Origin of the sequence: Kosakonia sp. YIM B13571, from assembly GCF_042788095.1 — a bacterium.
Lineage (GTDB): Bacteria > Pseudomonadota > Gammaproteobacteria > Enterobacterales > Enterobacteriaceae > Kosakonia > Kosakonia quasisacchari.
Genome location: NZ_JBHZPL010000002.1, coordinates 573,910 through 598,251, shown reverse-complemented (window position 1 = coordinate 598,251; position 24,342 = coordinate 573,910). Strand labels below are relative to the sequence as shown.

Sequence of the window (24,342 nt, the reverse complement as noted above, 5' to 3'; positions counted from 1 at the left end):
TCACTCACTCTCCATATTCAGCGGGAAATGGCAGGCGAAGAGATGATTTCTTGCACCGGCTAACCGCGGCCTTTCCACGCATTTACGCTGGGCGTAAGGGCAACGAGGCCCCAGGCGGCAGCCAATCGGCAGATGCTCCAGTAGCGGAATCGCACCAGGCATGGTATTCAGGCGGCTTTTATGCGGCATTGCACTGCCAAAGTCCGGGATCGCGCGAATCAATGCCTGCGTATAGGGATGATGCGGCGTGGCGATCAGCTCTTCGCTGGGTGCGGTCTCCACGGTCTGGCCGCAATACATCACGTTGATGCGATCGGCCCATTTGCTCAGCATCTGCAAATCATGGCTGATCAACATAATGGTCGTGTTGTTGTTCTGATTGAGCCTGTCGAGCAGGCGGAAAATTTGCGCCTGGGTGGTTGGCTCCATCGCGTTCGTCGGCTCATCGGCAATCAGCAGACGCGGTTGGTTAGCCAGCGCGATAGCAATCATCACTTTCTGGCATTCACCTTCGGTCAGCTCATAAGGGAAGCTGCGCATTGCATCTTTATGATCTTTAATGCCAACACGGTGCAGCAACTCAATGGCGCGACGTTTTCGCCAGCCAAAACGTTGCCACAAGCTGCCTTTCCAGGTCCAGCCGGGGATATTCTGCATCAGCTGTTTGCCGACTCGCTCGGACGGATCAAGACAGGATTGCGGTTCCTGAAAGATCATCGATACGTTGTGGCCCAGCAGCTTACGGCGTTCGCGCGCGGAGAGCCGCAGCAGATCGATATCATCAAAGCGCATACGGTCTGCGGTGACGCGCCAGTTGTCTTTGGTCACGCCGCAAATCGCTTTGGCAATCAGGCTCTTGCCGGAACCAGACTCGCCAACCAGCCCGCGAATTTCACCTTCTGCCAGCGTCAGGCTGACGCGATCAACTGCTTTTACCCAGTCCTCGCCCGTTTTCACTTCAATGGTGAGATTACGAATATCAAGAAGCGGCATTATTCCACCCCCGCCATGATCGCGCGGCGAATTCCGTCGCCAAGAATATTAACCAGCAACACGCTCACCATAATTGCCGCGCCCGGCAGCATCACCGTCCACGGCGCAACATAAATCAGTTCCAGCGCGTCACCAAGCATAGCACCCCATTCAGGAGACGGGAGTTGCGCGCCCAGGTCGAGAAAACCGAGTGCGGCGATATCGAGAATCGCCATCGATAGCGCGCGGGTAATTTCTGTCACCAGGCCCGCGGTAATGTTTGGCAGTACGGCAAACCACAAAATATTGATGGTTGAGGCGCCATCGAGTCGCGCGGCGACGACATACTCTTTTTCCAGCTCGTCATGCACCATGCTGTAAACCGAACGTACCATGCGCGGCAGCAACGCCAGCCACACGGCAAACATTGCGTGGGAGAGATGCGGGCCAGCGAACGCCACAACAATAATCGCCAGCAGCAGCGTCGGTAGCGACAGCAGTGTATCGAGAATATGGTTTAGCACCGCCGAGCGCAGGCCGTGGGTGGAACCGGCGAAAACGCCAAGCGCCAGCCCACAAAGCGTTGCTGCCAGCGTAACGACAAATGCCCCGCCCACCGTTGGCGCTGCACCGCTCAGCAAACGGCTTAAGACATCACGCCCCAGATCATCCGTACCAAGGAAAAACGAAACATCGCCATAGCGCGACCAGGAGGGCGGCAGCAGTTGATAACCGAGGAATTGCTGGTCAATGCCGTAGGGGGCAAACCAGTGGCCGAAAATACACAGCAGCAGCAACGCGCCGCAGCCATACAGGCCGATCATCGCGGTCGTATCGCCATAAAATTTGCGCCACGCGGTTCGCAGCGCGCCAGGCGGGCGTTTTTCGCTGTAGACGCTATCGTAAGGCATACCATTCCTTATGTTTCAACGGATTAGCCAGTGCGCCGAGAATATCGGAAAGCACGTTCACAATAATAACCAGTGAGCCTATCACCATGACGCCAGCGGAAATCGCCGCGTAGTCCTGCTGGCGAATCGCGTTAATCAACCAGCGCCCCAGCCCAGGCCAACTGAATACCATTTCAGTGATCATCGCCAGTGTCAGCATGGTAGAAAATTGCAGCCCCAGACGCGGGATCACCGGCGGCAGAGCGTTATGCAAAACATGGCGACGCAAGATAGTCAGCCGCGAAAGGCCGCGCGTCGCCGCCGCTTTGATGTAGTTTTTATCGAACACGTCGATGGTGCTGATGCGCATCAGGCGGATAACTTCTGTGGTCGGCGCGACCGCCAACGTCAATACTGGCAACACGACATGACGTAAGGCGCTGATAATCATCTCTTCGCGCCATGGCGAATCGGAGAGCCAGGCATCGATCAGCGAAAATCCGGTTACCGTTTTGACTTCGTAAAGAAGGTCAAAACGACCCGATACAGGCAGCCAGCCTAAATTTAGCGAGAAAAACAGAGTCAAGAGCAACGCCAGCCAGAACACCGGGATTGAGAAGCCCAGCAGCGCGAAGGCACTGACCATTTTATCCTGCCACTTGCCGCGCATCACACCGGCCAGCATGCCGACCGGGATACCCACTAACAATGCGGAGCCAAACGCCAGCAGGCACAGCTCCATAGTGGCCGGAAACACCTCTTTGAGTTGTTCTGAAATCAGCTGACCGTTAATGCTGGAAACGCCAAAATCCCAGTGCAGCAAACCGTTAAACCAGAACACCCATGCATTCCACAGCGAAGCACCCTGTAGCGGGGCGTGGGGCGTAAAATAGCTCAGACTAAAGCCAACGAAAGTCAGTAAGAAAAGCGTGACCAGCAGCAATAACAGGCGGCGCAGGGTAAAGATAATCATGGTGGCGAAACCTCTTGTTTTTCCCGCGAAACACCGGCAAAGGAGGCGCTACCAAACGGGCTCAGCACCAGGCCTTTAATATCATAGCGATATGCCTGCAAACGCAGGGAAGACGCCAGCGGGAGCACTGGCAATTCGCGCGCCAGTATCTGCTGAGCCTCGTCATAATCATCAATGCGGGCGGCAAGCTGCTGTGATGCGAGCGCTTTTTGTAACACCTCGTCGAACTCACGGTTGCACCAGTGCGCGAAATTAGTCTGCGAGTTAATTGCCGCACAGCTGAGCATCGGGCGGAAGAAACTGTCCGGGTCGTTACTGTCAGTTGCCCAGCCCGCAAGCGTTAAATCGTGATTCATATCCATCAGCCGTGCTTCCTGGAAACGGCCTTCAACCGGGACGATCACCACTTTAACGCCCACCTGCGCCATATCTGCCTGAATGAGTTCAGCGGTTTTCAACGGGCTTGGGTTCCATGCCTGTGAACTGGTCGGTACCCACAATTGCAGCGTCAGATTTTCCAGCCCCAGCGCTTTCAGGCGCTCACGGGCTTGCGTGGGATCGTATTCAGTGATCTTCGCTTCGTTGTCATAAGCCCAGGATGCACGCGGCAGTATCGAGGCGGCGGTTTCAGCGGTTCCGTAGTAAATCGACTGCATCAGACGTTGGTTATTAATGGCCAGCGCCAGCGCATGGCGCACTTCTGGATTATTCAGCGGTGGCTTGTTGGTATTAAACGCCAGATAGGCAATGTTCATGCCCGGACGCAGCGTGAGCCGCAAACGCGGGTCATCACGCAAAATCGTCAACTGGCTGGCGGCAGGCCAGGCCAGCACATCGCACTCACCGGTTAACAGCTTAGACAAGCGCCCGGTGCCGCCGGATCCGAGATCAACCACCACTTGTTGCATCAATGGCGTACCGCGCCAGAATTTTTCGTGACGTTGTAACCGAATATATTGTCCGGCGCGGTATTCATCCAGTTGATAAGGCCCGGTGCCAACCGGCTGTCGGTCAAGCAACTCCTGATGATCGCTTTTCTCAAGCTGGGCGGCATATTCCGCCGACATCACCGAAGCATAGTGTGTCGCCAGATGCCATAAAAATGAGGCATCCGGTTTTTTCAGGCGAAATTCAACCGTGCGGTTATCCAGCTTACGTACGCTGTCGACAGAATCGGCAAACTGCAAGCTGTCGAAATAGGGGAAGTTACCGCCGTTGACGTTATGCCACGGATGATTGCGCGAGAAAATGCGCTGGAAGGTAAATACTACATCATCGGCGTTCAGCGCGCGGTGCGGCGTAAACCAGGCTGTTTTTTGGAACGCCACGCCGTCGCGCAGGCGAAAGCGGTAGGTCGCGCCGTTATCGAGCACCTCCCAGCTTTCCGCCAGCTCCGGAACCAGCCGGTAGGTATAAGGATCGACATCCAGCAAGCGATCATAAAGCTGTGCTGCCAGCGTATCGACAATCAGGCCGCTGCTGACTTTTTGCGGGTTAAAGGTATCGACCTGGCCATTGACACAATAGACAAAGCCGCTGTCGCGAATATCCGCTTGCTCAGAAAGCGGTGTCGCCGCTTGCGCAAAACCCGTCGCCAGGCTTGCGGTCAATAGCAGGGAAGAGAAAACCAGACGCATGATTTTTTCAACGATTTTAAATTCATGTGCAAAGTGTATCGCACTTGCCATGGCTTCGTACAAATGTCTGCTGACGACTGCTGTTATTGTCGGCGATTTCAGCTGATTTGGTGCTTTTTAAGCAGTGCGCGCAGTTGGTGGTAAGTGAGCCCGAGTAATTCGGCTGCGCGTTTTTGGTTAAATTTCGCCTGTTGCAGGCTGGTTTGCAGCAGTGTTTTTTCTTGATCGAACTGGAATTTGCGTAAATCCAGCGGCAAGGTCGGCAGCTCAGCTGCTTCCCGCCCGGTTTGTGGAGGAGGGGTGATGTCACGGTTGAAAGGATCAAGGATGATGTCGTTAAGCGGCGTATCGATGCTGCCGTGGCGGTAAACCGAGCGCTCCACCACGTTTTTGAGTTCGCGGATATTACCTGGCCATGAATAACCCATCAGCACGTCGCGCGCGCGATCGGTAAAGCCGGGGAAGAGCGGTAACTTCAGTTCCCGACACATCTGGATAGCGAAATGATCCGCCATCAACATGATATCGCTCTGGCGTTGCCGTAGCGGCGGAAGCAGCACGACATCAAAGGCCAGCCGGTCGAGCAAATCCGCGCGAAATGTGCCGTCCTGTACCATTTGCGGTAGATCGGCGTTAGTGGCGCAAACCAGCCGTACATTGACCTGTAACGGCTGGCTTCCGCCGACGCGCTCCAACTCGCCATATTCAATCACCCGCAGCAACTTTTCCTGTACCAGCATTGGCGCGGTGGCCAGTTCATCAAGAAACAGCGTTCCGCCATCGGCACGTTCAAACCGGCCCGGATGGCGTTTTTGCGCGCCAGTAAACGCGCCGGCTTCATGGCCGAAAAGTTCGGTATCAAGCAGGTTTTCATTCAGCGCCGCGCAGTTGAGCGAAATGAACGGCCCTTGCCAGCGGGAAGAGAGAAAGTGCAAACGGTTTGCTATCAGCTCTTTACCGGTACCGCGCTCGCCGATGATCAGCACTGGCTTATCGATAGGCGCAAGGCGCGAAACCTGTTCCAGCACCTCGATAAAGCTATTGGCCTCGCCGAGCAAGTTATCCTTTTGTTCCGACATGATGAAATTCGCCACTAGTTGGTGATATTAACTACTCTAGCCTAAGTTATCGTTGCGGTAAAACTATTCATCTTCTTTATATTCAATGAGATAAAAAGTTGGCACGGAGTTTGTAATAGCTCAGCAGCAGGGCCGAGCCCGATTACAGAAATCAAGAGGAACAGATTATGGGTATTTTTTCTCGTTTTGCCGACATCGTGAACGCCAACATCAATTCACTGCTGGAAAAAGCCGAAGATCCGCAAAAGCTGGTGCGTCTGATGATCCAGGAGATGGAAGATACGCTGGTAGAGGTGCGTTCGACTTCAGCGCGTGCGTTGGCGGAGAAAAAACAGCTGACACGTCGCATTGAACAAGCAAACGCGCAGCAGGCCGAGTGGCAGGAAAAAGCCGAACTGGCACTGCGTAAAGATAAAGATGATCTGGCGCGTGCCGCGCTGATTGAAAAGCAAAAACTGACTGCGCTTATTGAAACACTTGAGCAGGAAGTGACGCTGGTGGATGAAAGTCTGACTCGGATGAAAAAAGAGATCGGCGAGCTGGAAAATAAACTCAGCGAAACCCGTGCCCGCCAGCAGGCGTTAACGTTACGCCACCAGGCGGCCAGTTCATCGCGTGATGTTCGTCGTCAGTTGGACAGCGGCAAGCTGGATGAAGCGATGGCGCGCTTTGATTCCTTTGAGCGCCGCATCGACCAAATGGAAGCCGAAGCGGAAAGTCACGGTTTTGGTAAACAGAAATCGCTGGACCAACAATTTGCGGAACTGCGCGCCGATGACGAAATCAGCGAGCAACTGGCGCAGTTGAAAGCCAAAATGAAACAAGACAACGAATAATAATAACGGCGGCATCAGAAGATGCCGCTCCTCATCCGCTGTAAGGAGTACACATGAGCACGCTGTTTCTGGCTATACCCCTGACTCTTTTCATCCTGTTTGTGTTGCCGGTCTGGCTATGGCTGCATTACAACAATCGCACTTCACGCGGCGAACTTAACCAGAATGAGCAGCAGCGCTTGCTCCAGCTTTCCGAAGAGGCCACGAGGATGCGCGAACGTATTCAGGCGCTGGAAGATATTCTTGATGCTGAGCACCCGAACTGGAGAGACCGCTAATGGCTACCCTCGATCTGAATAAAAAGTTATGGCGCATCCCCCAGCGCGGAAAAATCGGTGGTGTCTGTGCGGGCATCGCGCAGTATCTGGATATTCGCGTCAAAGTCGTGCGTATTCTTGCCATTCTGGCAATGTTTTTCGGGCTGTTTTTCTTTGTCGTGGCGGCTTACATCGTGCTGTTTTTTGTGCTGGATCCGCTGCCGGAAAATTATGCCGAGAGTGAAAATGTACCGAGCAGCAGCGAATTACTGGACGCGGTAGACGCACAGCTCGCCGCGGGAGAAACCCGTTTGCGCCAGATGGAACGCTATGTCACCTCAGACACATTTTCGCTGCGCAGCCGTTTCCGTCAGTTGTAGGAGTGAAGATATGAATCAACGCTGGCAACAGGTTCACCATAAAGTAAAACCCGGTTTGCAGATTGTCGGTAAGCTGGCGTTACTCACCGCGCTACGCTTCGGTCCGGCAGGTGTTGCGGGCTGGGCGGTGAAATCCGTCGCCCGACGCCCGGTTAAGCTGCTTCTGGCGTTCGCGCTGGAGCCGTTATTGAAACGAGCTGCGAATAAATTTTCTCGCCGCTTCATGACCGGAAACGAGATAAAATAAGGAATTACGGCTAAAGCTCTAAGGCGAAAAGCAATGGCGATGGATCGATTTCGTAACGAATTGAATGCGCTGGTTAACCGCGGTATGGACAGGCATTTGCGTCTGGCGGTGACCGGCCTGAGCCGCAGTGGCAAAACCGCTTTTATCACCGCACTGGTCAATCAATTACTGAACCTTCACGCTGGCTCGCGCTTGCCGCTGCTGAGCGCAGTGCGCGAGGAGCGGCTGCTTGGCGTAAAACGCGTGCCGCAGCGTGATTTTGGTATTCCTCGCTTTACCTACGATGAAGGGCTGGCGCAGTTATATGGAACGCCGCCGGTCTGGCCGACGCCGACGCGCGGCGTCAGTGAAATCCGCCTTGCGCTGCGCTTTCGCTCTAACGATTCACTGCTGCGCCATTTCAAAGAAACCTCCACTCTCTATCTGGAAATTGTCGATTATCCCGGCGAATGGCTGCTGGACTTGCCTATGTTGGCGCAGGATTACCTGAGCTGGTCGCGGCAAATGACCGGCTTGTTGCAAGGGCAGCGTCAGGCGTGGTCGGCACAATGGCGCGCTCTTTGCGCAGGGTTTGACCCGCTGGCACCGGCTGATGAAAACCGGCTGGCAGACGTTGCTGCGGCGTGGACGGATTATTTACATCAGTGCAAACGCGAAGGTCTGCACTTTATTCAGCCAGGCCGTTTTGTTCTGCCTGGTGATATGGCCGGCGCGCCAGCGCTGCAATTCTTCCCGTGGCCAGATGTTGATGGCACCGGGGAAGTGAAACTGGCGCAGGCGGCTAAGCACACCAATGCCGGGATGCTGCGTGAGCGTTACAACTATTATTGCGAGCATGTCGTCAAAGGTTTCTATAAACACCATTTCCTGAAGTTTGATCGCCAGATTGTGCTGGTCGATTGCCTGCAACCGCTGAACAACGGGCCGCAGGCCTTTAATGATATGCGTCTGGCGCTCACGCAACTGATGCAAAGTTTCCACTACGGGCAGCGCACGCTGTTTCGCCGCCTGTTTGCGCCGGTTATCGACAAACTCTTATTTGCCGCGACCAAAGCCGATCATATTACAGTCGATCAGCACGCCAATATGGTGTCGCTGCTGCAACAGCTGATCCAGGACGCCTGGCAAAATGCGGCGTTTGAAGGGATTAGCATGGATTGCCTTGGGCTGGCGTCAGTGCAGGCGACGCAAAGCGGCATCATCGATGTGAATGGCGAAAAGATCCCGGCGCTGCGTGGGCATCGTCTGAGGGATGGCGCTCCGCTGACTTTCTACCCCGGTGAAGTGCCTGCACGGCTGCCAGGGCAGGCATTCTGGGACAAGCAAGGGTTTAATTTTGAGGCGTTTCGCCCACCAGTGATGGATGTGGATACCCCGTTGCCGCATATCCGCCTGGATGCGGCGCTGGAGTTTTTGATTGGAGATAAATTGCGATGACCGAGCCGCTAAAACCGAGAATCGATTTCGCAGGCCCGCTGGAAGCGGAAAGCAGTGCGCAGTTTAAACGTGCGCAGACTTTTAATGATAAGCAAGCGGAAAACTTTGCTCCCGCCCTGGTTGATGAACTGCCGGAAGAGGGGCAAGCCGAGGCGGTAGTCGAAGCCGCGCTGCGGCCAAAACGCAGCCTGTGGCGCAAAATGGTCACTGCCGGGTTGACGTTGTTTGGCATAAGCGTGGTCGGTCAGGGTGTGCAGTGGGCAATGAACGCCTGGCATACGCAGGACTGGGTTGCGCTGGGCGGCTGTGCCGCCGGTGCGCTGATCGTTGGCGCAGGTGTCGGTTCGGTTGCCAGCGAGTGGCGACGGCTTTGGCGTTTGCGCCAACGCGCGCAAGAACGCGATGAAGCGCGTGATTTATTGCACAGCCATGCAACAGGGAAAGGGCGGGCTTTTTGCGAAAAACTGGCGCGGCAAGCAGGAATCGATCAAGCGCATCCGGCGCTACAGCGCTGGTATGCCGCAATCCACGAAACACACAACGATCGTGAAATCGTCAGTCTCTATGCGCATTTGGTTCAGCCCGTGCTGGATGCCCAGGCACGGCGTGAAATCAGCCGTTCAGCGGCTGAATCCGCGCTGATGATCGCCGTCAGCCCGCTAGCGATGGTCGATATGGCTTTTATCGCCTGGCGCAATTTGCGGCTGATTAACCGTATCGCCACGCTGTATGGCATCGAACTCGGTTACTACAGCCGCCTGCGTTTGTTCCGCCTGGTGCTGTTAAACATCGCCTTCGCGGGTGCCAGCGAACTGGTGCGTGAAATTGGCATGGACTGGGTATCGCAGGATTTGGCGGCCCGGCTTTCGGCACGTGCAGCGCAGGGGATTGGCGCCGGGTTGTTGACGGCGCGCCTGGGTATTAAAGCGATGGAGCTGTGCCGTCCGCTGCCGTGGCTCGATGATGATAAACCCCGCCTTGGTGATTTCCGCCGACAGTTGATTAGCCAGTTAAAGGAGACGTTACAAAAACGCCCGGCCGACTAAAAAAGCGACGCTGCGCGCTTACCTTTACGCCGCAGTGCCGCTTTTCTCCGCAAACTGTCAATATTTGTTGACAGGTATCTTCCTGCAAGCCGCGAAGTGGCTTATCATCCTTTCATTACGTGAATGAATAAGGACGAACTCCCATGCGTCTTGAAGTTTTTTGTGAAGACCGGCTTGGTCTGACTCGCGAATTACTGGATCTACTGGTGCTGCGTGGTATCGACTTACGCGGGATAGAAATTGACCCTGTCGGGCGAATCTACCTTAATTTTGCCGCGCTCGAATTTAACACCTTCAGTAGCCTGATGGCTGAAATCCGCCGTATCGCCGGTGTCACTGATGTTCGTACCGTGCTGTGGATGCCATCTGAACGAGAACACCGCGCGATGAGCGCGCTGCTGGAAGCGCTACCAGAACCGGTATTATCGCTGGATATGAAAAGCAAAGTGGAACTGGCGAACCCAGCCAGTTGCCAGCTTTTCGCTCTGGATGCCGACAAAATCCGTAACCACAACGCTGTACAACTGATTGCGGGATTTAATTTTCAGCGCTGGCTCGAAGGTAACCCGCAAAACTCCCATAGTGAGCATGTCGTTATTGCCGGGCAAAATTTCCTGATGGAGATTACGCCTGTGCACCTGGAAGGCGAAACCGGCGAACCGGTGCTGACCGGTGCGGTGGTAATGCTGCGTTCGACAATTCGGATGGGACGCCAGTTACAAAATCTGAGCCAACAAGATCTCAGCGCGTTCAGTCAGATCGTGGCCGTAAGCCAGAAGATGCGACAGGTGGTGGAGCAGGCGCGGAAACTGGCCATGCTTACCGCACCGCTGCTGATAATCGGTGATACCGGCACCGGTAAAGATTTGCTGGCGCATGCTTGCCATCTTGCCAGCCCACGCGCGGCGAAACCTTATCTGGCGCTAAATTGCGCGTCGATACCGGAAGAGTCCGTTGAAAGCGAGCTGTTTGGCCACGCGCCGGAAGGGAAAAAGGGCTTTTTCGAGCAAGCGAACGGCGGCTCGGTGCTACTTGATGAGATTGGCGAAATGTCACCGCGTATGCAGGTGAAACTGCTACGTTTTCTTAACGATGGCACTTTTCGGCGTGTCGGCGAAGATCACGAAGTGCATGTGGATGTGCGAGTAATCTGCGCAACACAGCGCAACCTGGTGGAACTGGTGCAAAAAGGGCTATTCCGGGAAGACCTCTACTATCGCCTGAATGTGCTGACGCTGAACTTACCACCGCTGCGCGATCGTCCGCAGGATATTATGCCACTCACTGAGCTGTTCGTGGCCCGCTTTGCCGACGAGCAGGGCGTGCCTCGCCCAAAACTGTCGCAGGATGTGCATCAGTTGCTCAACCGCTATGGCTGGCCGGGTAACGTGCGCCAGTTGAAAAACGCCATTTACCGTGCGTTAACGCAGCTGGAAGGCTACGAACTGCGCGCTCAGGACATTCAACTGCCGGATTATGACGCAGCCACGGTGCCGGTGGGTGAAGATGCGATGGAGGGCTCGCTGGATGAGATCACCAGCCGTTTCGAGCGCTCGGTACTCATCCAGCTTTATCGCAACTATCCCAGCACGCGTAAACTGGCGAAGCGGCTCGGCGTTTCGCACACTGCGATTGCGAATAAATTGCGGGAATATGGCCTGAGCCAGAAGAAGGGGGAAGAGTAGAAATAAAAAAGCCTCCATTGTGGAGGCTTTTTGTTGGCGTCAGGTTAATTAACCTTTCAGCACGTCCAGCGCGGCGGTGTAATCCGGCTCGTTGGTGATTTCATTGACCAACTGGCTGAAAACAACATTGTCGTTTTCGTCAATCACCACCACAGCACGAGCCGCAAGGCCTTTCAGCGCGCCATCAGAGATGCCCACGCCGTAATTTTCGAGGAAATCAGCGCTGCGCAGCGTCGAAAGCGTAATGACATTGCTCAGACCTTCAGCACCGCAAAAACGGGACTGGGCAAACGGCAGGTCAGCAGAAATGCACAGCACCACGGTGTTGTTCATCTCAGTTGCTAACTGGTTGAATTTACGCACAGAAGCCGCGCAAACGCCGGTGTCGATGCTTGGAAAAATGTTCAGCACTTTACGTTTGCCAGCGAACTGGCTCAGAGCGACGTCAGACAGATCTTTAGCCACGAGCGTAAACGGCTTGGCTTTTGCGCCAGCCTGCGGGATAGCACCTGCAACGGGAACCGGATTGCCCTGAAAATGAACGAGTTGTGACATAATATCTTCCTGTTTACATATAGTTAACGTCGGCGCTAGTTTATGCCATCCGCAGAGAGCACGGCAAACCAATTTTCATATCTATACTGGTTTAGACCTGCGGCAGAGGAGTGAGGAATGAGAACCGTCAAAGTGTATGAGGAAACCTGGCCGCTGCATACGCCATTTGTGATTTCGCGCGGTGCGCGCAACGAAGCGCGCGTGGTGGTGGTCGAGCTGGAAGAGGATGGCGTAAAAGCCGCCGGTGAATGTACGCCGTACCCGCGTTATGGTGAAAGTGAGGCCTCTGTTGTGGCACAAATTATGACGATTGTGCCGCAACTGGAAAACCGTCTCACGCGCGAAGAGCTGCAAACACTCCTGCCGCCGGGCGCTGCGCGTAACGCTGTTGACTGCGCCTTGTGGGATCTGCAGGCGCGCAAAGCCGCTATCACGCTGGTTCAGTCCACAGGTGTCAGTTTGCCGGAAACCATTGTCACTGCACAAACGGTGGTGATTGGCACACCGGAACAGATGGCGGCCAGCGCCGCCGCGCTCAGTGAAAAGGGCGCGCAGCTTCTGAAAATTAAGCTGGATGACCATTTGATCAGCGAAAGACTGGTGGCAATTCGCGCCGCCGCGCCCGAAGCGACATTAATTGTGGATGCGAATGAGGCCTGGCACACGGAAGGGCTTGCCGCGCGATGCCAACTGCTGGCGGATCTTGGCGTTGCCATGCTGGAACAGCCGCTGCCGGCCGATGATGACGATGCGCTGGCAAATTTCATCCATCCGTTGCCGATTTGCGCGGATGAAAGTTGCCACACTCGCGAAAGCTTGGCTCACCTGCATGGGCGCTATGAAATGGTGAATATCAAGCTGGATAAAACCGGCGGATTAACCGAAGCGCTGGCGCTGGCACATGAGGCGTCTCAACAAGGATTCACGCTGATGCTTGGTTGTATGATCTGTACGTCGCGCGCTATCGCGGCGGCGTTGCCGCTTGCCAGCCAGGTGCGTTTTGCCGATCTTGATGGCCCAACCTGGTTGGCGGTGGACGTTGAACCGGCGCTGCATTTCAGCACCGGTAAGCTTCACCTTTGAGGATCCCAGTGCAGCAGTGCCGTCATTGCCGCGAGGTATTTCTCGCTGGCCTCATCAGAGGAGATTGGCGGGAATTCGACGGTGATACAGTGCAAATTGATATCTGCACACCAGCTGCCGAACGATCCCGGCGTTTCGTAACCGACGCTGGTCACCAGCGGCAGGGAAAATTCATCCGCGAGCCATTTCCCCAGCGCGCTTTTGCGGGGATCTTCAACACAGGCCAATGGATCGTGGAATGTCACGACCCAAGCCGGATGAAGGTGATGGATAAGCTGGCAAAGTGCCTGTGTTTCCGGTTCGGAACCAGGCGCGTCGCCTGTCAGCAGCACGACATCACGTTCTTCAGCTGCGCTGTTCCAGCGGTACACCGTTTCACCGGGCTTCCAGTTGGCCGCTGGAAAATTACGGTTGAGATCAACACCGTTGGCGTTTGCACGCAGACCAAGCTGGCAGCCATCCGGGTTGACCGCCAGCACCACGTGATGGTGACGTAAATCCGGGTTGAGTGTGCGCAAAGCGCAGGAAAGCGTCACCACGGAGGCGTTTTCGTCGCCGTGCGTTCCGGCGATGATGAGCCCGCTTTCACGCGTGGCAATTGGCGCGGGAAACCAGATCAGCGGCGCGCCTAAAAGCGAGCGACCGAACTCTTCACTGCCGGGGGCAAATGCGCCTCGTTGAGCACGCGGGCGTGTGGCTGGCATAGGCGTCCTTTTATTGTCGTTTTACTTACAGCAAGTGTTGAGCATAAAGCGATGCGACGCAAATCATGCCATGAGGGGTAATTTGGCGTCCAGCCTCAATTTTCCGCTGTCCTTTATTTGCATTCTCCCAAGTTAAAACAAATAATTACCTCATCTTTTGCCGGGAAGGCATGCCAATAAGGGGATCCCATGAAGCATCGAATTTCAACGCTGAGCTGCGCGCTCTGGCTGTGCGGTTTTTCTGCAAGTGCACTGGCAGCCGATGTGCCGCCGGGTACCCAACTGGCCGAGAAACAGGAAGTCGTTCGCCATATCAAAGATGAACCCGCAACCTTAGATCCGGCGAAAGCTGTTGGTTTGCCCGAAATTCAGGTTATCCGCGATCTCTTTGAAGGGTTGGTGAATCAGAACGAGAAAGGCGAAATAGTTCCGGGTGTTGCCAGTAAATGGCAAAGTAGCGATAACCGTACCTGGGTATTTACATTGCGTGATGATGCACGCTGGTCCGATGGTTCACCGGTAACGGCAGAGGATTTTGTCTACAGCTGGCAACGGCTGGTTGATCCGAAAACCACTTCTCCCTTTGCCAGTTTTGCAGCGCTGGCGGGCATCGCAAATGCGAAAAGCATTACTGAGGGTAAAGCGGCGGTGGATAAACTTGGTGTTAGCGCCGTTGATACGCACACGTTGCGGGTGCAACTGGAGCGACCATTGCCGTGGTTCCCGAGTTTAGCCGCAAGTTTTGCCTTTTATCCGGTGCAAAAAGCCAATGTGCAAAGTGGTGCTGAGTGGACGCGTCCTGGCAACCTGGTGGGGAATGGCGCTTATGTCCTTGCCGATCGCGTGGTGAATGAAAAGCTGGTGCTCGAACGCAACAAGCACTATTGGGATGACGGTAAAACGGTTATTCAGCAAGTCACGTTTGTGCCAATCAACCAGGAGTCTGCGGCCACCAAACGTTACCTGGCGAACGGTATCGACATTACTGAATCTTTCCCGAAAAACCTCTATCAGAAACTGCTCAAAGATATCCCCGGACAGGTTTATACGCCGCCGCAGCTTGGCACCTATTATTACGCGTTTAACACCCAGAAAGGGCCCACTGCCGATGCGCGTGTGCGGCTTGCGTTGAGCATGACGATTGATCGGCGGGTGATTGCGCAGAAAGTGCTGGGAACCGGTGAAAAACCCGCCTGGCGCTTCACGCCGGATGTCACCGCCGGATTTACGCCGCAGCCTTCGCAAATCGAACATATGAGCCAGGATGAGCTGAACGCGCAGGCAAAAACGCTGTTGCAGGCGGCAGGTTACGGCCCGCAACGTCCGCTGAAACTGACATTGCTGTATAACTCTTCAGAAAATCACCAGAAAATTGCCATTGCTGTGGCCTCAATGTGGAAAAAGAACCTGGGGGCGGACGTAAAATTGCAGAATCAGGAGTGGAAAGCCTATATCGACAGCCGTAACAGCGGCAACTTTGATGTTATCCGTGCCTCGTGGGTAGGGGATTACAATGAGCCATCAACTTTCCTGTCAGTACTGAATTCAACGAACAGTGGCAACATTCCTCGTTTCAACGATGCAGCATACGACAAAGTGCTTGCACAGGCGGCGCAGGAAACCAGCGCCAAAGCGCGAAACGCTGACTATAACGAGGCGGAGCACATTCTGGCGGAAAAAGCACCTATTGCACCGATTTATCAGTACACCAATGGGCGTTTGATTAAACCATGGCTGAAAGGTTATCCGATCAATAACCCTGAAGATGTTGCTTATAGCCGCACACTTTATATTCTGAAGCACTGATAAAAAAATCCCCTTACGTCACGGGAAGTAAGGGGAAACTCATTGGTTACGAAATGGTTCCTGTCTAAGCAGGAGTGGTAAAAATTTTACTTAGGGAATGTGAAGGGACAATGGAGGAAATAAGGAGACTTATTCTTATGCTTTCCCCTTACTTTTCAATAGAAAAGCCCGTTGTAATGAGCGGATGAAAATACTGGAAACAATGTGAGCAGTATCGTACGGAATAATTGCGTGATTCACTCAGTTATTCGATATTGAGGAAGTTAATCTTAGCTATTTGCCTATCAACCCCATTATTTGAGGGGAATATTTACGACTTGCTACCCCCGTTAAATACCGCCTTTTTACGATTTTGGTCAAAAAACAAACAGTGCAATGTGATATAGTGGTCAGGTTTTCACCACGAAAGAGGATGCTATGGAGACTGAATTAGACCCAACCAAACTGGCAATTGAATTTCTGCGTCGCGACAAAGGCTCGCTGACACCGGCGGAATACTTAAAAAAACTCAAACAATTGCGCCTGGAGTTTGCGGATTTGCTGACGCTATCGCATAGCGAACTGAAAGAAGAGATTGATTTTGCCTGGCGTTTGGGTATCCACTAACTCAGCAACATCGCTGCAATGCGCCCGCCAGACGGGCGCTTTTTTTTGCTTGTTATCATGCGGCAAGCACCCGGTTTCGCCCATTGTTTTTCGCGAGGTATAAAGCCTCATCCACGCGTTTAAAGAGTGCATCCAGGCTCTCATCAGGCAGATGGTGCGCCACACCGATACTCACCGTAAAGCCAGGAAGATCCGCTATGTTGATACTGGCAACGGCCTGACGCACGCGTTCCGCTACGTTTAGTGCCATATCTGCGGTGGTGTGCGGCAACAATAACAGGAACTCTTCGCCGCCCCAGCGGAAAACATAATCGCCTGCGCGACAGTTCGTCTCCAGCATTCGCGCCAGTTCAACCAGCACCTGGTCACCTTTTTGATGACCAAACTGATCATTGATAAGTTTGAAATGATCGGCGTCGACCAACAGTAAGCTGAAATCAAGCGCAGTCGGCAGAATGTGTTCCGTCAGATGATAAAACTGGCGGCGGTTCAGCAGGCCGGTGAGCGCGTCCCGATGCGCGGCGTACTCCAGTTCCTGCTCGAGCCGTTTTTGTTCGGTGATATCGTGAATAATGCACAGCATTAAACGCTTGCCATAGATCTCAATCGGCCCGGCGTAAGTTTGTACATGGCGGGTAGTACCGTCAGCAAGTTGATGAATAAAATTCAATGGCTTATGCCCGCCTGGCAGGTGTGAAATCTCTTGCATTACAGGTAATACGCTGCGCCCAAGCGTATTGATCTCCCAGGTGTGTTTCTGGCACATCTCTTCATGGTCATAACCGTAAAAACGCAACGCAGCGAGATTGGCATCGACAATCAACCCATCACGAATGGGATCGATGAGTAGCATTGGTGCGGATGTTGTGTAAAAGAAACGGGCATAAAAACCCTGTTTATGCGGGCGATAAGTTGGCGAGTGATGCGCTTTTAGCGCCGCCGCAGCGGCACCAGACACACCTTCAAACAACAGCACTTCACCGGCTTTTTCTAACGTGCGTAACACAACGCGACAACTGATGGTGGTCTCTTCACCATCCGGACAAACACTCCAGATTTCGACCACATCTTCGTGGTTTTGCAGGCTGGGAAGATACATGGCCAGGCTGAGTTGTGCATAAGCAGAATATTTTCCGTTACGCATCTCATTGAGTGAGCGTCCTGCGGCGATTTTTTGCGCTTGTGCATTCGCGAACAATAATGCTTCCGAGTCAGGAGCCACCACCCAAACCGGGGTGGAGAGAACATTCAACGCATCCAGGTGATGTTTAAGCATTGCACTCCCCCTTAATCACGTATGTTGCAACGCAGTCACTGGTGACACATCAGCGGCAATTTAATGACTTTCTTGCAACATACATGAAAATTAGGGGCTTATGCGGGCTTTTTTTGTGACGAATCTGAACATTCCAACGATAAAGTGAATCTTTTTTGCTGTAGCAGCACAGCAACTTTATCGACGGGTAAAGGGCGGGCAAAAAGAAACCCTTGCAGGTAAGCACAGCCCATATTGGTCAGCAACGCCTGCTGCTCGGCCGTTTCGATACCTTCCGCCACGACATGCATGTTCATCGAGTGTGCAATATCAATGATCGTGGAGACGATCTTAACGTTGCGGCTATTGTCGCGAATATCCTTCACAAAACTTCTGTCGATTTTAAGCTCTGTTGCCGGTAACCGTTTCAGCATCAGCATATTAGAGTAACCCGTGCCAAAATCATCAATGGCGACCGTGATACCCAGTTGCGCAAACTGGTTAAGCAATTGCACGCTACGCTCAAGGTTTTTCAGCGCAGTGTTTTCCGTGATTTCAAGTGTCAACTGCATTGGATCGATATGGTAGCGTTGCAGTGAGTCCGTGATTTGGTCGTAAATATCGTGCTGCTCAAACTGGCTGGGTGAAAGGTTGATAGACAGCGTCAGGTATTGAAAACCCTGGTTGTTCCAGTGATGCAGTTGCTTGCATGCCGCATCAATAACCCAGCGTCCAACCGAGATGATTAACCCGGTTTTCTCCAGCATGGGTAAAAAGGTTGCAGGCAGCAAAACGCCCTGTGTCGGGTGACGCCAGCGCAGTAACGCTTCGAAACCCGCCAACTCGTGTTCTGGTGCGTGGTACTGCGGCTGGTACCAGAGTTCAAACTGGCCGCGTGGCAAAGCCTGCGATAAATCTTGTAAAAACAGCGGATCGTCGACAGTTTTCTGCGCCATGTCAGCATGAAAAACAGCCCAGCCGTTACGACCTTCCTGTTTTACGCTGTACATTGCTGTGTCTGCCTTCAGTTTCAGTTCGTGCGCGGTATCGCCATGCTGAGGGTAGTAACTGATCCCGGCACTGAGTGAAACATTAATGACATGACTCAACTCGCAGAAAGGCTGTTGAAGGGTGACCACCATATGTTTTACCAGCGCCTCAACCTCGTCTTCGTCGGTATCCGGCACCAGCAGGGTAAATTCATCGCCGCCCAGTCGCGCCAGCGACATTTTCTCGCTTATACATGCAGATAATCGCCCGGCAACCGCCACCAGCAACTGGTCGCCAATGTGATGTCCCCAGGCATCGTTGACCAGTTTAAAACGATCTAAATCCATATAAATCAGCGCAAAGGTGCTTCGCGTTTCCGAGGCCTTGCTAAGGCAGAGATCGAGGAGGTTATCGAGTTGGGAGCGGTTTGCCAATCCGGTTAGCGGGTCGTAATAGGCCTGTTTCTCAAGTTGCTGATTAAGCTGGCGCAGGCTGTCCGTCAAACGTGATGTCCGCAGTTGGGAATCAATCATCGAAATAAAGAGCATGATGCCGAAAATCACCAGCGTTGTCGTGGCAACCCACAATGAAAGCCCCAACTCTCCGACACCGTGGCTCATTAGCGTCGTTGCATGGCTGCGTATCACAATGCCTGAGCCATCGCTGCTGAATGTGGCGGCACTCATTGCGGTGTAATGCATGGCACTGATAGAACCGCCCATCACCAGTGCCGCAAATACGCGGTTAATGAAGACGCCATGGGTATTTTGCCGCAGACTAAAGGCCAGCCAAAGAGCAACCCAGGCACTGATAAACGCAATTGCGACCGAAAGAGCAATCAGCGCAACGTTCCAGTAAATAGTGATAAAACCCATCATCGACGCCATACCCAGATAATGCATTGATACGACGCCGGTACCGAGCAGCACGGAAGCGAACAGTAAACGTTTTGTTGGGAGGGTTTTGCCCGCCACGGCAATATTGATAGCAAGGATGGATGTCAACATCGCGATAATAAATGAGAGGAGTGTCAGTTCTAAGTCGTAATGCATCATCACCGGCATTTTCATCGCCAGCATGCCGACATAATGCATCGACCAAATACCGATGCCCAGAGTAGCGCCACCCGAAAAACGCCAGAATATTGCGCTGCGCGGTTCAGACGTTGCCACTTTGCCTGCGCTATCCAGTGCAACAAATGAAGCAATGAAAGCGACCAGAAAAGAGATGCCGATCAAAATGGGGTCCCACGAAACATAGAGCATCATGCAATCCACACAGGCAAAAAAAGATGATAAGTAATCCTGGCACTAATTTTAGCAGCTAACCTAATGAATTTAATGGCTGCGCTGATTTTATTATTGCAAGGGCGAATAAACTAATAAGAACTCTTCATTTATTCATCGACTGGCGCGGAAATAACTTAAATAAAGTGAATGTTTTAACATATGATAAATTTAACTTAAGCCGAAAGTGTTATTTTTCATAGGCCTGTAACGCATCATTGCTTATATGATATATGTTAACGGGTTATTCCCTATTTTTAGTATGATTTTATAATGGAAACTGCATAATGGCATTCAGTATTCTCATTTGTTCCGACTTAAGTAAAATTGAAATTATTTAAAAGCAAACATTATTTGGCGCTAATTCCGCCATGTAAAAGTGTATTCCGAATGCTATAAAGATCTTACCGTCCCCTATGTTCAGATGGGTTTCACCATGCTAAGACATATTAGTGTAAGAACATTTATTGTTTTATATCTTCTGGTTTCTTTTATTATTCTGGATATATTGGTGATCATTGTCTCAAAAAATACTGTTTTATTTGCCACGACAAGTGTTGTTTCTCTCACATCATTGACGCTTATCTGGCTTTATATGACGAAATATTTAGTGATGCCAATAAACACGGTTAAAAAAAGCATAGAAGAAGTCACATCGGGAAACCTTTCTATCGTTATTCCTGAGTTTGGTAATAATTGCGCGGGTCGGTTAATTCCAGGTATTAACAGCTTGTCTGCCAGCATCGCTGGCCTGGTAAAAGAAATTCGCGCGTCTTCTGATACCGCGTTGGAGCTTTCGGCGCAACTGGCCTCGCGCAGTGCCGATCTATCCGTTAAAACTGAAGAGCAATCCGCTGCGCTGGTGCAAACCGCATCCAGTATGGAGCAGATGGCTTCCAGTACGAAAAACAATGCCGACAATACCCGCCTCGCAAGTACCCGTGCAAAAGATGCCACAGCCTGCGCGCAAAAAGGGGGTAATTTAATGGGAAAGGTCGCGAAAAATATGCAATCGATTACCGATTGTGCCGATCAGATGACCGACATTATCTCTATCATTGATGGCATTGCTTTCCAGACAAATATTCTGGCGCTTAATGCAGCAGTAGAAGCGGCGCGAGCCGGGGATCATGGCAAAGGTTTTTCCGTCGTGGCGAGTGAAGTGCGCAGTCTCGCGCATCGCAGTGCGGAGGCGGCGAAAAGCATTAAATCGCTGATTGCTGTTACCACCGATAATGTTAATCAGGGTGCCACAGTCGTCAGCGAAGCCGAGCAGAACATGCACGATATTGTTTCTGGTGCGAGTGTCGTGAGTAAGTTAATGGATGAAATCGCCGTCACCACGCTGCAGCAGGAAAAGGGGATTTCACAGATCACTATCGCGCTGGCGGAGCTGGAAAAAGTGACGCAAAGTAACGTCACCGTGGTGGATGAGCTGGCGGGCTCGTCAGATGTTTTACAACACCAGGTCGAAGGCCTACTGCAACGTATTGGCAAATTCCGACTGGCAGCGGTGAAAGCGCAGGGTGAGGCGTTGCCAGCAAACGTATCTCCTCCTCGTATCAACGCTCCGTTGCTGGGCAAGCAGGAAAATTACTGGCACTCATTCTAATTCTGACCATTCGCATAAAGGCCCGGGAATCCGGGCCTTATTTTTTTGCATTGTTCGTTAATTTGTTAATAAATTCAGCGCGATGATTGCTTAACGTTGCCATATGGCTAGACTTGCCAAAACACCATGCGGATTGTGGAGGTCCTGTGGAAGCAATTAAAGGAACGGATATGCACGTTCCGGATGCGGTATTTGCCTGGTTGTTGGATGGAAAAGGCGGCGTTAAACCGCTGGAAGATAATGATGTTATTAGCGCGAGCACCCCGTGCTGGGTGCACCTGAATTATACCAACCCGGAGAGCGCCCAGTGGCTGGAAACCACGCCGGTGTTGCCGAATAGTGTGCGCACGGCGCTGTCTGGGGAGAGCATGCGCCCCAGGGTAAGCCGCATGGGCGAGGGGACATTAATTACGTTGCGCTGCATTAATGGCAGCACGGACGAGCGGCCGGATCAACTGGTGGCGGTGCGCGTCTATATGGACGAGCGCATGATTGTGTCGACACGCCAGCGCAAAGTACTGGCACTGGACGATGTGGTCAGCGATCTGGAAGAGGGCGCCGGTCCAGCGGATTGTGGTGGCTGGCTGGTGGATGTGTGCGATGCGCTGACCGATCACGCCAGCGAGTTTATTGAGTCGCTGCATGACCGGATTATTGACCTTGAAGATAATCTGCTCGATCAACAAATTCCGCCGCGCGGTATCCTGGCGCTGCTGCGTAAACAATTAATTGTGATGCGCCGCTATATGGCCCCGCAGCGCGATGTGTTTGCCCGTCTGGCCAGCGAACGTTTACCGTGGATGAGTGATGATCAGCGTCGGCGCATGCAGGATATTGCCGATCGCCTTGGTCGCGGTCTCGATGAGATCGATGCCTGTATCGCTCGTACCGGTGTGATGACCGATGAAATCACCCAAGTGATGCAGGAGTCGCTGGCGCGGCGAACTTACACCATGTCTCTGATGGCAATGGTCTTTCTGCCGAGTACTTTTTTAACCGGGCTGTTTGGCGTCAATCTTGGCGGTATTCCCGGCGGCGGTTGGCATTTTGGCTTTGCGCTGTTTTGCATCATGTTGGTGGTGCTGATCGGCGGTGTTACCTGGTGGTTGCATCGTAGTAACTGGCTGTAAAATTTCACTTTTTTAACAAAAATTGAACATAAAAACGCCATATAAATTGAGCGAGGTCAATAAACGGTCTACCTATTCAGGGCAATATTCATCTCGCAGGTGAATGCAACGTCAAGCGATGGGCGTTGCGCTCCATATTGTCTTACTTCCTTTTTTGAATTACTGCATAGCACAATTGATTCGTACGACGCCGACTTAATAGTCGGCTTTTTTTTGCCTCCTGACTCTCGCCGTCTACCCTTAACGAGAAGCCCACAAAAGGAGGCAATGATGAACGCACTCTATTTTTCTTCCCCACAGTCGAGCGATCCGGTGCCAACGGATCCGGTTCCTATTCCCGATCCGATTCCACGTCCACAACCAATGCCGGACCCGCCACCGGATGAAGAACCGATTAAAATGTCGCGTTATAAAGGCAGATCTGAGAGGATACGCGCCTGCTAAACGTAAGCCTTTTTATCGCGAGAAAACATTGTGACCGCTTTTTCAACCCTGAATACTTTGCCCGCAGCCCAGATCGAAAACCTCAACGAACTGGGCTATCTCACCATGACGCCCGTCCAGGCGGCGGCGCTGCCCGCTATTCTTGCTGGTAAGGATGTCCGGGTACAGGCGAAAACCGGTAGCGGTAAAACAGCGGCATTTGGCTTAGGGCTGTTGCAGCACATTGATGCCAGCCGTTTTCAAACGCAGTCACTCATTTTATGCCCAACCCGCGAGCTGGCAGATCAGGTCGCTAACGAGCTGCGTCGTCTGGCGCGTTATATGCCGAACATCAAAATATTGACTCTGTGCGGTGGGCAGCCTTTCGGTGCGCAGCGAGACTCGTTACAGCACGCGCCGCATATTATTGTTGCCACGCCAGGCCGCCTGCTGGATCACTTGCAAAAAAGCACCGTTTCTCTCGATAACCTGCAAACGCTGGTGATGGATGAAGCGGATCGTATGCTGGATATGGGCTTCAGCGATGCCATCAATGAGGTTATCGCTTTTGCCCCGGCTTCACGCCAGACGTTGCTGTTTTCTGCGACCTGGCCGGAAGCCATTGCCGCCATTAGCGGTCGTGTGCAGCGCAATCCAGAAACCATTGAAATCGATACCGTTGATGCGCTGCCCGCAGTAGAACAGCAATTTTTCGAAGTTTCCCGCAGCGGCAAAGCCAGTTTGCTGCAAAAGCTGCTGAGCGAACATCGCCCGGCATCCTGTGTGGTATTCTGCAACACCAAAAAGGATTGCCAGGAAGTGTGCGATGCACTGAACGCTGCCGGGCAGGATGCACTGGCGCTGCATGGCGATCTTGAGCAGCGCGATCGCGATCAGACGCTGGTGCGTTTCGCCAACGGTAGCGCCCGTGTGCTGGTTGCCACAGATGTTGCTGCGCGTGGGCTGGATATCAAATCACTGGAGCTGGTGGTGAACTACGAGCTGGCGTGGGATCCGGAAGTTCACGTACACCGTATCGGTCGCACCGCGCGTGCGGGTAACAGCGGTCTGGCCATCAGTTTCTGTGCGCCGGAAGAGGCGCAGCGCGCTAATATTTTGGCCGAAATGCTGCAACTGAAGCTGAACTGGCTGAATCCACCGGCTAACGTCAAGGTCGTTCCGCTGGAAGCTGAAATGGCAACGTTGTGCATTGATGGCGGCAAGAAGGCCAAAATGCGTGCCGGGGATGTGCTCGGAGCGTTAACGGGCGAAATGGGGCTGGATGGCGCGGATATCGGCAAAATTACTCTCCACCCGGCGCACGTTTACGTGGCTATGCGTCAAAACGTGGCGCGTCAGGCGTGGAAGCAATTGCAGAACGGGAAAATCAAGGGCAAGACCTGCCGCGTACGGTTGCTGAAATAAAGCAAAAAGCCTCTCTGGCACACCAGAG

Annotated in this window: 23 protein-coding genes; 14 read left to right on the top strand and 9 right to left on the bottom strand. The window is 53.0% G+C overall.

Translation table 11 applies throughout. The features are described 5' to 3' along the window. From sapD to pspF, 5 genes are all read right to left on the bottom strand, one after another. A complete protein-coding gene (gene sapD, locus ACFX4O_RS07900) occupies positions 1 to 993 on the bottom strand; it encodes a putrescine export ABC transporter ATP-binding protein SapD (RefSeq protein WP_131413376.1) in 993 nt (330 codons plus the stop codon). Continuing rightward, positions 993 to 1,883 (bottom strand): putrescine export ABC transporter permease SapC, encoded by an 891-nt coding sequence (gene sapC / locus ACFX4O_RS07895; protein WP_131413378.1) that lies wholly within the window; start codon positions 1,881 to 1,883, stop codon positions 993 to 995. Before sapC ends, sapD begins: the two co-directional genes overlap by 1 nt. Next, on the bottom strand, positions 1,870 to 2,835 hold the full coding sequence (gene sapB / locus ACFX4O_RS07890; RefSeq protein ID WP_380207977.1) for a putrescine export ABC transporter permease SapB: 966 nt from the start codon (positions 2,833 to 2,835) through the stop codon (positions 1,870 to 1,872). Before sapB ends, sapC begins: the two co-directional genes overlap by 14 nt. Continuing rightward, positions 2,832 to 4,472 carry an ABC transporter substrate-binding protein SapA gene (sapA, locus tag ACFX4O_RS07885; protein ID WP_380208054.1) on the bottom strand — a complete coding sequence of 547 codons (1,641 nt, stop codon included), beginning with the start codon at positions 4,470 to 4,472 and terminating at the stop codon, positions 2,832 to 2,834. Before sapA ends, sapB begins: the two co-directional genes overlap by 4 nt. Before the next feature lie 98 nt (positions 4,473 to 4,570). Continuing rightward, on the bottom strand, positions 4,571 to 5,551 hold the full coding sequence (gene pspF, locus ACFX4O_RS07880; protein ID WP_380207976.1) for a phage shock protein operon transcriptional activator: 981 nt from the start codon (positions 5,549 to 5,551) through the stop codon (positions 4,571 to 4,573). A gap of 167 nt (positions 5,552 to 5,718) precedes the next feature. On the opposite strand from pspF, the gene pspA reads away from it, so the two are divergent. The 7 genes from pspA (at position 5,719) to tyrR (ending at position 11,439) form a co-directional block, all read left to right on the top strand. Next, positions 5,719 to 6,387 (top strand): phage shock protein PspA, encoded by a 669-nt coding sequence (pspA, locus tag ACFX4O_RS07875; protein WP_131413384.1) that lies wholly within the window; start codon positions 5,719 to 5,721, stop codon positions 6,385 to 6,387. Positions 6,388 to 6,440: 53 nt separating this feature from the next. Beyond that, a complete protein-coding gene (gene pspB, locus ACFX4O_RS07870; RefSeq protein ID WP_016495895.1) occupies positions 6,441 to 6,665 on the top strand; it encodes an envelope stress response membrane protein PspB in 225 nt (74 codons plus the stop codon). Beyond that, the gene (gene pspC, locus ACFX4O_RS07865) at positions 6,665 to 7,024 is read left to right on the top strand and encodes an envelope stress response membrane protein PspC (RefSeq protein ID WP_131413385.1); all 360 of its coding nucleotides are present in this window, start codon (positions 6,665 to 6,667) and stop codon (positions 7,022 to 7,024) included. The genes pspB and pspC overlap by 1 nt, the downstream gene beginning before the upstream one ends. Before the next feature lie 10 nt (positions 7,025 to 7,034). Further along, positions 7,035 to 7,271, top strand: coding sequence for a phage shock protein PspD (pspD, locus tag ACFX4O_RS07860; protein WP_380207975.1), 237 nt, complete (start codon positions 7,035 to 7,037; stop codon positions 7,269 to 7,271). A gap of 39 nt (positions 7,272 to 7,310) precedes the next feature. Continuing rightward, positions 7,311 to 8,708 (top strand): YcjX family protein, encoded by a 1,398-nt coding sequence (locus tag ACFX4O_RS07855; RefSeq protein WP_380208052.1) that lies wholly within the window; start codon positions 7,311 to 7,313, stop codon positions 8,706 to 8,708. Continuing rightward, positions 8,705 to 9,754 carry a TIGR01620 family protein gene (locus ACFX4O_RS07850; RefSeq protein WP_380207974.1) on the top strand — a complete coding sequence of 350 codons (1,050 nt, stop codon included), beginning with the start codon at positions 8,705 to 8,707 and terminating at the stop codon, positions 9,752 to 9,754. The genes ACFX4O_RS07855 and ACFX4O_RS07850 overlap by 4 nt, the downstream gene beginning before the upstream one ends. Positions 9,755 to 9,897: 143 nt before the next feature. Then, a complete protein-coding gene (gene tyrR, locus ACFX4O_RS07845) occupies positions 9,898 to 11,439 on the top strand; it encodes a transcriptional regulator TyrR (RefSeq protein ID WP_380207973.1) in 1,542 nt (513 codons plus the stop codon). Positions 11,440 to 11,487: 48 nt separating this feature from the next. Here the strand turns inward: tyrR and tpx are convergent, their stop codons facing one another. Continuing rightward, positions 11,488 to 11,994: a thiol peroxidase gene (gene tpx, locus ACFX4O_RS07840; protein ID WP_131410478.1), complete on the bottom strand. Its 507-nt coding sequence runs from the start codon at positions 11,992 to 11,994 to the stop codon at positions 11,488 to 11,490. A gap of 117 nt (positions 11,995 to 12,111) precedes the next feature. Here tpx and ycjG point away from each other — a divergent pair, with 117 nt between their 5' ends. Continuing rightward, entirely contained in the window at positions 12,112 to 13,077 is a 966-nt protein-coding gene (gene ycjG / locus ACFX4O_RS07835; RefSeq protein WP_380207972.1) for an L-Ala-D/L-Glu epimerase, read from the top strand. Here the strand turns inward: ycjG and mpaA are convergent. Then, positions 13,068 to 13,781: a murein tripeptide amidase MpaA gene (gene mpaA, locus ACFX4O_RS07830; RefSeq protein ID WP_380207971.1), complete on the bottom strand. Its 714-nt coding sequence runs from the start codon at positions 13,779 to 13,781 to the stop codon at positions 13,068 to 13,070. The two genes, ycjG and mpaA, sit on opposite strands and share 10 nt — an antisense overlap. 189 nt (positions 13,782 to 13,970) lie before the next feature. Here mpaA and ACFX4O_RS07825 point away from each other — a divergent pair, with 189 nt between their 5' ends. Together ACFX4O_RS07825 and ACFX4O_RS07820 are read left to right on the top strand one after the other, a co-directional pair. Continuing rightward, on the top strand, positions 13,971 to 15,587 hold the full coding sequence (locus ACFX4O_RS07825; RefSeq protein WP_380207970.1) for an ABC transporter substrate-binding protein: 1,617 nt from the start codon (positions 13,971 to 13,973) through the stop codon (positions 15,585 to 15,587). 417 nt (positions 15,588 to 16,004) lie between these two features. Then, complete coding sequence (locus tag ACFX4O_RS07820) at positions 16,005 to 16,193, top strand: YdiH family protein (RefSeq protein ID WP_380207969.1); 189 nt, start codon at positions 16,005 to 16,007, stop codon at positions 16,191 to 16,193. A 55-nt stretch (positions 16,194 to 16,248) separates the two neighbouring features. Here the strand turns inward: ACFX4O_RS07820 and ACFX4O_RS07815 are convergent, their stop codons facing one another. Then, the gene (locus ACFX4O_RS07815; RefSeq protein ID WP_380207968.1) at positions 16,249 to 17,469 is read right to left on the bottom strand and encodes a GGDEF domain-containing protein; all 1,221 of its coding nucleotides are present in this window, start codon (positions 17,467 to 17,469) and stop codon (positions 16,249 to 16,251) included. A 98-nt stretch (positions 17,470 to 17,567) separates the two neighbouring features. Beyond that, positions 17,568 to 19,703 (bottom strand): EAL domain-containing protein, encoded by a 2,136-nt coding sequence (locus ACFX4O_RS07810; RefSeq protein WP_380208051.1) that lies wholly within the window; start codon positions 19,701 to 19,703, stop codon positions 17,568 to 17,570. A 457-nt stretch (positions 19,704 to 20,160) separates the two neighbouring features. On the opposite strand from ACFX4O_RS07810, the gene ACFX4O_RS07805 reads away from it, so the two are divergent. The 4 genes from ACFX4O_RS07805 (at position 20,161) to dbpA (ending at position 24,314) form a co-directional block, all read left to right on the top strand. Continuing rightward, on the top strand, positions 20,161 to 21,336 hold the full coding sequence (locus ACFX4O_RS07805; protein WP_380207967.1) for a methyl-accepting chemotaxis protein: 1,176 nt from the start codon (positions 20,161 to 20,163) through the stop codon (positions 21,334 to 21,336). Between the two features lie 146 nt (positions 21,337 to 21,482). Beyond that, on the top strand, positions 21,483 to 22,466 hold the full coding sequence (gene zntB, locus ACFX4O_RS07800; protein ID WP_131410462.1) for a zinc transporter ZntB: 984 nt from the start codon (positions 21,483 to 21,485) through the stop codon (positions 22,464 to 22,466). Between the two features lie 270 nt (positions 22,467 to 22,736). Further along, entirely contained in the window at positions 22,737 to 22,910 is a 174-nt protein-coding gene (locus ACFX4O_RS07795) for a hypothetical protein (protein ID WP_380208050.1), read from the top strand. 30 nt (positions 22,911 to 22,940) lie between these two features. Then, entirely contained in the window at positions 22,941 to 24,314 is a 1,374-nt protein-coding gene (gene dbpA / locus ACFX4O_RS07790; protein ID WP_380207966.1) for an ATP-dependent RNA helicase DbpA, read from the top strand. Positions 24,315 to 24,342 lie beyond the last annotated feature (28 nt).